Annotated in this window: 7 protein-coding genes and 2 pseudogenes; 1 reads left to right on the top strand and 8 read right to left on the bottom strand. The window is 34.2% G+C overall.

Annotation, left to right across the window (positions count from 1 at the left end; translation table 11 throughout):
• Together VKJ25_RS19020 and VKJ25_RS19015 are read right to left on the bottom strand one after the other, a co-directional pair.
• Positions 1-133, bottom strand: a pseudogene (locus tag VKJ25_RS19020) (IS5/IS1182 family transposase); the annotation flags it as partial.
• A 565-nt stretch (positions 134-698) separates the two neighbouring features.
• Positions 699-3,014, bottom strand: coding sequence for a ribonuclease R family protein (locus tag VKJ25_RS19015; protein WP_324238212.1), 2,316 nt, complete (start codon positions 3,012-3,014; stop codon positions 699-701).
• Positions 3,015-4,115: 1,101 nt separating this feature from the next.
• Here VKJ25_RS19015 and VKJ25_RS19010 point away from each other — a divergent pair.
• Positions 4,116-5,315: a hypothetical protein gene (locus tag VKJ25_RS19010; RefSeq protein ID WP_324238211.1), complete on the top strand. Its 1,200-nt coding sequence runs from the start codon at positions 4,116-4,118 to the stop codon at positions 5,313-5,315.
• A gap of 405 nt (positions 5,316-5,720) precedes the next feature.
• Here VKJ25_RS19010 and clpP read toward each other — a convergent pair whose 3' ends face one another.
• The 6 genes and pseudogenes from clpP to VKJ25_RS18980 all read right to left on the bottom strand — a co-directional run.
• Positions 5,721-6,299: an ATP-dependent Clp endopeptidase proteolytic subunit ClpP gene (gene clpP / locus VKJ25_RS19005; RefSeq protein ID WP_324238210.1), complete on the bottom strand. Its 579-nt coding sequence runs from the start codon at positions 6,297-6,299 to the stop codon at positions 5,721-5,723.
• Positions 6,300-6,795: 496 nt separating this feature from the next.
• A pseudogene (locus VKJ25_RS19000) lies at positions 6,796-7,398 on the bottom strand (ATP-grasp domain-containing protein); the annotation flags it as partial.
• 242 nt (positions 7,399-7,640) lie between these two features.
• Positions 7,641-7,892 carry a hypothetical protein gene (locus VKJ25_RS18995; protein ID WP_324238209.1) on the bottom strand — a complete coding sequence of 84 codons (252 nt, stop codon included), beginning with the start codon at positions 7,890-7,892 and terminating at the stop codon, positions 7,641-7,643.
• A 442-nt stretch (positions 7,893-8,334) separates the two neighbouring features.
• The gene (locus VKJ25_RS18990; RefSeq protein WP_324238208.1) at positions 8,335-9,183 is read right to left on the bottom strand and encodes a GNAT family N-acetyltransferase; all 849 of its coding nucleotides are present in this window, start codon (positions 9,181-9,183) and stop codon (positions 8,335-8,337) included.
• Between the two features lie 460 nt (positions 9,184-9,643).
• Entirely contained in the window at positions 9,644-10,744 is a 1,101-nt protein-coding gene (locus VKJ25_RS18985) for an acyltransferase family protein (protein ID WP_324238207.1), read from the bottom strand.
• Between the two features lie 356 nt (positions 10,745-11,100).
• Positions 11,101-11,389 (bottom strand): hypothetical protein (locus tag VKJ25_RS18980; RefSeq protein WP_324238206.1); only part of this gene is annotated, 289 nt, incomplete at its 5' end.

The following is an 11,389-nucleotide window of genomic DNA, read 5'->3' as shown; positions in this document are numbered from 1 at the left end:
TTACCTCTTGATTAAGCCAAAATGTTAGGCTGCCTCGTTGCTTCAAGGATGCATTATACTCAGACCAATTCTTGATCTTGTATTGAGGCTTAGGCTTAGACTTGGACTTGGACTTGGACTTGGACTTACTCATATCTACTGATTCGTATGATCCTGATGTTATTTATAGCCTAAACGTCACCTTTTGTGCAACAAAGCCCCTGAAAAGGGTAAAACCTTAAGCTCGTCAAGATTTTGATATTTAATCACCAAGCCCTAATTAGATAGTTAATCTAGGAGTTAGGAGTCACGAGTCAGGAGGGAAGGGAATTTAGAAAGATTGGCACTTTGGGTGAAGATGAAAAATTTTTTATACCGAATCAGCAGATTTGATATAATATCATCAGGACTTACGCAAGGCAACGCAATTTTGTCATTGCGTTTTCGGCGCTTGAACCGACATGGAAAGCGCAGCATTCCGGAACGGAAAGCAATCTCAAATGTCTAAAACTCGTTCATAATGCGTAAGTCCTGATCGTATCCGGACAAAGCGCGATCAAAAAACTTTCTCCTTTTTCTCTTCTCCGTGAGGTATCGCGGGCAAGATTCCCGCACTACAAGTGGGAGCTTCTTGCTCCCTTACTAGACTATTTCATCACCCCATCACCCCATCACCCCATTACCCCATTACCCCATCACCCCATCACCCTACTCATTCATCAAAACCGATAAGAATTACTGGAAGAGGAAAACTCTTCATCCTCATAAACGCTACTGCCACCACTAACTGCAACCAAGTCAATTTGCTGACGATAATAATCAACACTCTTCACCTGTACTTCTACCATATCTCCTAGTCGATATTGATTACGATTTTTCCGTCCGACAAGTGTTTGTTGTCGGGAACGATATTCATACCAGTCATCTTTCAAAGAAGATACATGAACTAAACCCTCTACTCTGAAGCTTTCTCTAGACTCAGAAGCAATTTCAATTTCCACAAAAAAACCATAAGACTGTACTCCTGTAATCAAACCTTGGAACGTTTGACCAGTGCGCTCCTTCATTAATCCAGTTTTGATTAATCCTTCTAAGTCTTCTTGACCATCCTGGGCAATATTTTCCCGTTCCGTTAAATGTACCACTACTGATGACAGTTGTGCTTCCAGTTCTGGCTGTATTTCTGGAGCTAAAACATTCCAGGAGATTTTGCCATGACATGAAGAATGACCTAATTCTACACCTTCTTTAGAACGACTGGAACGGCGATCGCGACCTTCATTAAAGACAGTATGTAATACTCGCGAAATCAATAAATCGGTATATCTGGAAATTGGTGATGTACAATGAATATAACCATGTTGTAAAGCTAATCCAAAATGAGGTTGAGCAGTGGTACTATAAATTGCTGGTTTCAAAGTATCTTCTAGCAAGTATGTCAACACTCTTTCTGATTTTGAGTTAGCAAATTCTTCAACAAATGCTAGATAGTCAGCAGGTTGTATATCTTCTTCATCTTCTAGATATAGTTCAATTCCAAGATTAGCAGCTAATTTCATCAATTCTTGGATATCCCCTGGATCTGGGGAATTTTGGACTCGATAAATCGCCGGGACTCCTAATGCTAGCAAATGACTAGCTATTGCTTGGTTTGCTAAGACAATTAATTCTGCGACCATGGAACGAGCTGGAAACATTTTCGGAACTATCATTGCTCCCAAGGGACTCTCATCGTTATAATAGCTTTTTTCATCTGGTAAGTTTAGATCGAAAGCACCTCTGCGTAATCTAGCACCACGAACTGCTGCACTCACCTCTTGAAGTTGATGGATAGTATTTTCCAGTTGCTCTGAAGTTAGCTCGGCTTCCTCTTCTTCTTCTTCTGTATTTTCATTAATAATTTTTTCGGTTTCCTCATAACTAAGATGAGCATCTACCTGAATCACACTTGGTTCAATTTCAAATTCAACTATCTGACCGTTTTTATTGACAGTAATCAGAATAGATATTGCTAGTCGGTCTTCTTCTGGTAGCAGGGAAAAGTAATCACACGATAATAGATCTGGCAATATGGGAACTACTTGGTTTCGCAGATATATACTGATACCCCGTTTCCGAGCTTCTTTATCTAGTGGGGAGTCTGGTTGAATAAAGTAAGCTACATCAGCAATGTGAACTCCTACTCGCCAATAACCAGAGATTGTACTTTCTATACTGAGAGCGTGATTAATGTCTTTTTTGTAGCTTTCTCCAAAAGAAATCGTCAGCAGTTCACGCAAATCTAGTCTATTTTTTTGGTCTTCTTTGATAGATTTATTTACTAGAGATTCAGCTTCTTGGATAACTGCATCAGGAAAAGAGCGGAGTAAGTCATGTTTGCAACATACTATGTCTAGGTCATCTGCTGCTTCTGCATCGGAACCCAGAATTTGAACTACTTTTCCGATCGGACGTTTTTCTCCCAGAGGATAGCGCAATACTTCGACATGAACTAGGTGATCTACAGCATCTGCTAAATCTGGACCTTCTGGTATTAAGTCAAGTTCAAATAGCAGGCGATCATCTAGGGGAACTGCTCGATAATAGGGTTCTCCATTGTGTCCATTAATTTGTTTGATTCTTGCTAACAGGGAAGGGTTGGCACGTTCTAATATTAACTTGACTTCTCCTTCTGGACTCCGACGACGACTACCTTCTTTGATAATTTTCACAAATACGCGATCGCCATTCCAAGCATTACTTAGGTGACTTTCCCGTATATAAATGTCTTCTGTTCCTTCTGAGTCTTGGATCGCAAAGCAAAATCCTTTACTGGAGCAGCGCAGTTTTGCTTCTACAACTGCATCTTCAAAAAGTCGTCGATAGCGACCTTTGTCTTTAGCAAGAACTCCTATTTTTTCCAAAGCATCGAGAGAAATTTGTAATTTGCGGATACTTTGCTCATCTTGACAATCTAGTTTTTTCTCCACTGCTTTGGGAGCAATTAATTTATCGTCACTAAAATTTGCTAGGAGTGTAGCGATGGAAAATTTCATGCAGCGTTTTATCCTTTTTTTTCGGTTATACTGTTTTTGCTGTTGTCTTGTTGGTTAAGCACCTAGACCGTTACAGGGAACTCATTTCAGTTATCAGTTAGCCTCCTGGGTCGGAGCTGCGCTAACAGTTATCAGTACCTCCTACTTCAGTAGGACCCTTGAAATACTGAATCAACTTTTTTTCATCCCCTTGAAAGGGGAGACTTGAGACCTTATTTCTTGGTCAAATGTATTGATTGGTAAAGCTTTTAGGTTTTTGCAGTTGATTGGTTATTTTCACCACGTTCTACTATTACCTAAACTTAGAGCTTTCCTTTCAGCACATACGGATTTGGCCACGGACACACGGATGGATGGAAGAGGAAAAGTCTAGTAGTGGAGCGTTTCACCTAAAATGGTGCAATAGATGTAGGTTGGGTTGAGGTATGAAACAAGGACAAAAATCTTTCTCCCGTACAGATTTTCCATGGAACGTCCCTACTCAATCCCCCACTCTACTAATGAACATTTTTAGATGACACAATCCAGTAGTGGAGCGTTTCACCTAAAATGGTGCAATAGATGTAGGTTGGGTTGAGGTACGTAGCTTGCTTCTGTGCAGGAGTAACCCAACAAAAATCTTTCTCCCGTACAGACTTTCCATGGAACGTCCCTACTCAATCCCCCACTCTCTAATCATTTTTAGATGAAACAATACAGTAGGGTGCGTTAGCAAAGCGTAACGCACCGAAGTATTTGGGGAACTCAGAGCTTTCCTTTCAGACATAAAATGCTTGTTGTGGTTTGACTTCCTCCGTTGAATTAATTACTCAAACAATTGAACATTGATTCAGAATTAATGGGCATAGGTGGAGAAATTTTTATTTGGAGAAGTAAGTAAGTTGGGGCAAAGCACAATTTAATCGAAAGACATTATCCTTGTTATGGTTACTTTTGTCAACCTACTCCTCTTATTTCTTTTGATGGCCCCGAATTGCCATTTGGCCTTTTTTCAGTGTAAGTTTCATAATAGCTCCAAATTAGACTTCTGGCAAAACTATTTTTTGCTAATCTAATAGATTGGACATTAAAATTTATTCAGGTTTCACCAAGTAAAGAATTATGTTAGAACGTTTTCGAGCTTTTTATCCTACAGGCTGTTTAATTTCTGAGTTAATTACTATTCATAACGGTAAATATGTAGTTCGTGTCCTAGTCCAGGTGAATGGTGAAACTTTAGCCACTGGATTAGGCTCTGCTGATACTGTGGAGTTGGCAGAAGATAAAGCCAGGGAGCGATCGCTTGCTACTCTTAAGTTTGATACATCTTTTTCTGGACCTCAGACTTCTATTGTGTCTCCTCCATCTTCGACAACCTCTATACCAGATACAAATTCTGTCAATACTCCTTTACCAACAAAAACAGAGAAATTAGCAAAAGCAAAAACAGGATTAAATATAGATTTAAAGGAAGTTTCTGACACTTCAACTGTTTCGTCTGCTTTAGAGAAAAAAGAAATTTCTACGGGTCTAAAAAAGGATGAATTTATTACGGTAGATTCTAATATTAATTCTGAAATTTCTACGGGTCTAAAAAAGGATGAATTTATCACTACAAAGTCGTCTAGTATTGATGATGATCATGTATCTGATTCTGTTCAACAAGGTTTAAGTGAATTTGATGATAGTTGGTTAGATGCAAGTTATAGTCAGGAAAAAGAAAAGATTGATGAAGTTGGGAAGAATATAATAGATTATACAAGTCATCTAGCCAATGAAATCACTAAATCAGAACCAATAAATTCGGAAATAAACTTAACTGAGTCAATAAGTAGTAATAATAAAGTTTCTGCCTCAGATTTATCACAGGATGTATCTGATGATAATGTTAATATAGATATTTTGATGGATAGTTTAGGGTGGACAAAAGAGAATGAGCGAGATTTTTTAGAGCAAAACTATGGTCAAAAAACACGACAATTTTTAACCTCTGAAGAATTATCAGATTTCTGTGAATATTTAGATATTTTACAGAGAGTAACTAAGGAAATTAAGAGTCAAGGTTGGAAAGCAAAGCAGCAAAAAGATTATTTTCAATACAATCATAATAAAGATTCTTTAGAGCAATTAAGTATAGATGAATTACAAAGTTTTTTGCAGTATTTAGAAGTATTTGTCAAGACTACTAATGAAATTAAACGTTTAGGTTGGAATGCAACAAAAGGAAAAACTTTTCTCAAACAAAATTATGGGGAGGAAGGTCGCACAAGGCTTTCTTTTGAGAAATTACAACACTTTTTACAACATTTAGAAGGGCTTTAATAATAATAAAGGTAGGGAGTAGGGAGTAGGGAGTAGTTAATAGTTGTGAGCCTTATTCTGGTAAGTTTTTGATTTTTCGGGAACCGTACCTTTTTGACCTAAAAACTGGTACTTTTTCTCTACCTAAAAATTCTCAAAGATTTATCTATAAATCCTTTTATATTTTCTTACGGAAACCCTAATTCATAATTAATAAAGGTAGGGAGTAGGGAGTAGTTAAGAGTCAGAAAGAATAGGAGTTATAGAGTCCTAAGGACGTTGGAGCCAACCTCCCTACAGAATAAAAGTTTTAACATTTTTAGGATGTAAAAAAGTGCGCTGGTTCTTAGATAAACTCTTGCTCAAAATGCTAACTTGATTGAGCAAGAGTTGAGCAAAAAAAATTACTCCCCATCACTCTATTCTCTAATTATTACGGTTATAAACTTGGTCTATTATACCGTATTCCACTGCTTCGGTAGCTGACATAAAAAAGTCTCTTTCTGTATCTTCAGTAATTTTTTCTAGGGTTTGACCCGTGTGTTCTGCTAAACATTCATTGAGATATTTTTTGAGGTATAAAATCTCTTTAGCTTGAATTTCAATATCTGTAGCTTGACCTTCCGCACCACCTAATGGTTGGTGGATCATAATGCGAGAGTGTGGTAGACTCATTCTTTTACCTTTTGTTCCACCACTTAGAAGAAATGCTCCCATACTAGCAGCTATTCCCATACAAATAGTAGACACATCAGGTCGAACGTGTCTCATTGTGTCATAAATACCCATCCCCGCACTAACGGAACCACCAGGGGAATTTATATATAAGTAAATATCTTTTTCTGGGTCTTCTGAGTCTAAAAATAATAATTGGGCTACAATTAAATTGGCCAGCTCGGAATCTATAGCTTCTCCTAGATAAATTATGCGATCGCGCAGTAGACGAGAGTAAATATCGAATGCTCTTTCGCCACGTCCAGATTGTTCAATAACGGTTGGAACCATATTTTTTAAGTCAAAATTTTCCTAATTTAAAAGTCAACAATATTGACATTAATAATCAATATAATTAGCAGTTTATAATTTTAGCAAACTTTTTAGGAGTTTAGCTAGATGTTATTAGGAATTGCTATTTATAATCCATTTAGCATCTTTTTTTAAGATATTCTCAAGTAAGCAGTCAGCTATTAGGAATTAGTAATGAATAATTACTTCTGAGTTTTAGGAAGGGAACTTGGACAGTAACTTTTTATTATTTCTAAATTTCCAGGATTGTTTTACTTTGTTAAGAATTAATAGCTGATAGCTAAATGCTTACCATCTAAAATACTTTGAATATAGCTAAAAACTTCAGATTAATTTTTAATGTATTAACCTATTTATAAGGATTCATGAATCAGGATTTATTGCGGAATGCTTACAGCTATTTATTTACTGTAATAAATTCACTTAAATCTGAATCTAATATGTTTTGAATTTCCATAAAATTTTCTTCTCTAGTTTATATAAACAGGATACCAAAAATAGAATATTGTTTGTAATCTATCTTTCTTAAGTCTATGGGTTTTTCAAAATTTGATAGCAATTTCTCGTAATTAAATGATGTAATTTCATTGATATTTTTACCAGTAGAATTATCTAATATAACTAGACTAAATAATTTTCTTTCTTTTCCTTGAAAAACTTTAGAACAATCTGGCTTTTTCTGGTAAGAAAAATATAAGTAGGGGTTAAAACCATAAGCTAAGAAAGATAAATCTGCGGTACTGCACCAAGGACCAAATCGAATTGGGTTGATTTCAATAGGTAATAAAATACTATTACTATTTCTTCTCAGCTCAATATGTACTGGAAAGTTCTTTACTTTAGCCAAGTTACCAATTTTTTTGAGCAAATTTGTAAATTCGTAAAAGTAACTTTCAATAATTTCTTTCGATGAAAAATAAACTCTATGACTGAAACTATTTTCTCAAGAAAACATATGCTTAAAAATTCCCATAATAATTGGTTAACCAATGGAGTTATAGTAAGCATCAACAGCAAATTCTTCACTGTTAATATACTCTTCAATGATCAATGAATTGGTGTTTAATGTACATTCAGGATATAAGTTTTTAGTTTAAGCTATTTCTTCTGTGATTAAATCGATGGTTTTCACTCATTCGTTATAATTTGAGACTTGATAAACTCCCATGGTTAAAAAAGAATTTTTGGTTTGATAATAAATGGTAGTGGAATTTGCTCTAATTCAATTCTTTTTAGGTCTTTTTTAGGTATCTCTCTAAAATAGAAGTTAGGAAAAATTGATTTTATTAGTTGCCGAAATTTCGACTTATTCTTAAACAGTTATATTTGTTCAGAAATATCACTGAAATGTAAATGTTCTGATATCCAATGATAGGAATTTTGAGAGGTAGTATAAATAGGTGGATTTTTTAATTGTTTTACTATCTCTATTGCTTGGTCTTCAGTAATTATGTTTGTGCCACTATAAAGGTTCATTTTTTGAGCTATATCTGTACCTACTACAGGAATAGCGTTATCTCTAATAGTAGCTTTGAAAAATTCTGATATATATGGTTTATCTACAAAGAACATAATTAATTTTTGAAATATAAACAAAGTAAGGAATGAGGATTTATTAACTTCCATATTTTCTGCACAGAAGTATTTCATTACTATACTCAAGTGCCAATATTCATGGAGGATATTTTATCCTCACTCCTTAAGTATATTTTTTATTAAGGGCAAATACAACTATAATTTGCCTTTAATAAAATTGCTCAACCTTTTGTCAAATTAGATTTTCTGAAAAATTTCTTCCATTACTAATGTTTGTAGAATTTTATGATAAAAAAGAAGGTATTTTCCGGGTGCATCTCACATTTGCCAAAATACTTTTTTTCTCCATACCTATTCTTTCCATACCTATTCCCTAAAAGGAGTAAGTTTTTGGTTTTATTCAAAATTGAGATACATCCTATTTTCCTGGTTCCTAATTGATAAATTTTCATTGACTCTATTAAATCCTCTTGAAAGTTTATCCTAACTCTAAGCTAGTCACACCAAAAATATTTTGCCAATCAAGATTTGGTTTTTGAACAGAATACATTCTGACACATTCAAAAACACATTGCATTTGATAATCTTCTACTAAATTAATAGCTGGTTGATTAATATTTGGAACATCAATATAAACATTTTGATTGTCGGAATAACTGCATAAAGCCAAAAATAACTTTTCTGCTATTTCTCGATTTTCAGCAAATATAGGACCGATCTTAAATCCTTCTTGAGCTTTTCTAATCACCCCATAACCAATTAAATTTCCATCATTAATTATTCCATAACTTTTACCATTTGGTTGATTAATCCATGATTTAAGGAAATTAGAACGTTCAGCAGGAAAATAAAGGCTATCGTAACTACAAATTTTCTCAAAATTAACAGTCTTTAAGTCTTGAATATCTGGAGATATTTTACCAGGAATTATTCCTTGATAACGGAGATGACTATGAGCAGGTTCAAAGCCAGATTTACGGTAAGTATTAACTTGTTCTAAAACAGCATCTAAAGCAGCAGATTGATTATTAATTAATTTGAAAGCTTCTTGCCAAGTTCTGAAACCATATCCTTTTTTTCTCCATTCAGGTTTGACAATATAAATACCAACAAAATTAAAATTTTTACTATATCTGACCATAGAAATACAACTTATTGGTTCGCCGTTTAATTCTCCAATTAAAAAACCTTCCGGATCGGCTACATAAAAATTATTAACATCATCGATTCCAGGATTCCATCCTTCATTAGCAGCCCAACTTATAGCTAATTTTAAATCAGCTAAAGTCATCGGACGAACTATAAAATTATCTTGGTTAATATTCATTTTCAAATATGTTTATTTGTAAATATTTCCTCTGGAATGCTACGCAAACAGCATTCAGCAGTCAGCTCTCAGCTATCTTTTAGTCAGGACTTACACCAAGGTACTATATATAGAGTTAAAAAACCATTGCGCATGGGGTTTTAAGCACTATATCTAGGGTGGCTGCGTAAGTCCTCTTAGTTTTAGATCAAAGCTTTATTGATTAAATCATAATTAATTTTGACTAAAAAAAACAGACTTCAAATATATTAACTTAAACTTCTTCCTTAAGGTTTGAAGAACATTGCGCTCAAGCTGAAAGCTAATAGCTGTTGGCACAGCATTCCGCAAGAAATGCTTACGTTTATTTTTAACTATTTTAGTTTTTTAACTATTTTAGGGAATAGGAAATAGGGAAAAAATATTTCTGCAAATATGAAATTACCCAATAATAAAAATTAGGATTACTATACCTGAATACTCATACTTTAATAAACCAATTTCGACGATACATTAAATCAGAAATTCCCCACCAAAATAATACATTGACAATCGCAAAAATCAAAGAACCATTCAATGAACCTGCCCAAGATTGGAAAAATTGTTCATATATCCAAGTTTTGATATTAGGGGAATTTTCTGCACTATTAATATAGTTATAAATCATTAATCTTGCTAACAATCCAGAACCAACAAATATAAATATGGCATTTAACCCCATTGCTTGAAATGGATATCCCCATTTTTGCCAACCTCTAACTTCAATTACCTCATAACAAATAGCTAATAAAAGTAGAGCATATCCAGCAGTAAATATTACATAGGAACTTGTCCATAAAACTTTATTGATAGGAAAAAATATTCCCCACAAATACCCGACTACTAAACAGATTAAACCAGAAATTACTAAGTTTAAACTGGTACGACTTTTGATTGATTGACTTTTGAGCCATTCTCCTGTAAAGTAACCAATCAAAACAGTTACTATGGCGGGTAAAGTGCTAAATAATCCTTCTGGGTCATAAGGTTTGTTTGCCCATAAATGTTGTTGGGTAAGAATGAGTCGGTCAATATAAGCACCAAGGTTTCCTTCTGGGGAAAGGTTGCCAATACCATGACCAGGAACGGGTATTAATTGCATGGCTATTGAGTATCCAATTAGTAGTGTAGCGGAAAGCCAGTAAAGTTGTTTTCGGGAAAGGTTAAGAATGGCTATTGCTGCAAAAAGGTAGGCTAAACTAATACGTTGTAATACTCCCATTATTCTAATAGTATTTAAGTTGTAGTTAGGAAAGCCATTTAGGAGTAAACCTAATAGGAAAAGTATTAAGCATCGCCGGAAAGTTCTTTGATAAATTTGTGGAGTAGGTTTATTTTTATCGGTGTATTTTGACAGGGAAAAAGTCATAGCTACGCCTGCAATAAATAAGAAAAAAGGGAATATTAAATCTGTGGGTGTACAACCATGCCATTTTGCATGAAGTAAGGGTTGATAAACATAATTCCAATTGCCTGGGTTATTAACAAGAATCATACTAGCAATTGTAATTCCACGAAATACGTCGAGAGATTTTAAGCGCATTTTTTATAAGTTTAAGGAAGAAGGAATCAGGAAGAAGGAAGGAGGAAGTCAAATATCATTGACAATCTTTTTTTGTTACTACGGAATATTGTGCAAATATAACTTGATAATTTCTTGGAAATAGAGTTGGTTGATGAAATATAAAAGCATTAACAGATAGATAAGGAAAAAGGAAGGAAAATATCATTGATAATCTTTTTTGTTACTACGGAATATTTGGCAAACATAACTTGATAATTTCTTGGAAATAGAGTTGGTTGATGAAATATAAAAGCATTAACAGATAAAGGAATCAGGAAGGAAAATATCGTTGATAATTTCTTGGAAATAGAATTTGCTGATGAAATATAAAAGCATTAACAGATAAAGGAATCAGGAAGTAAAATATCATTGACAACCTTTTTTGTTACTACGGAATATTGGGCAAATATAACTTGATAATTTCTTGGAAATAGAGTTGGCTGATGAAATATAAAAGCATTAACAGATAGATAAGGAAAAGGAAGTAAAATATCATTGATAATCTTTTTTGTTACTACGGAATATTTGGCAAACATAACTTGATAATTTCTTGGAAATAGAGTTGGCTGATGAAATATAAAAGCATTAACAGATAAAGGAATCAGGAAGGAAAATATCGTTGAT

This window comes from Okeania sp. (assembly GCF_035285525.1).
Taxonomy (GTDB): domain Bacteria; phylum Cyanobacteriota; class Cyanobacteriia; order Cyanobacteriales; family Microcoleaceae; genus Trichodesmium.
The sequence above is the reverse complement of the archived record's forward strand: the minus strand, read 5'-3'. Positions and strand labels throughout refer to the sequence as shown.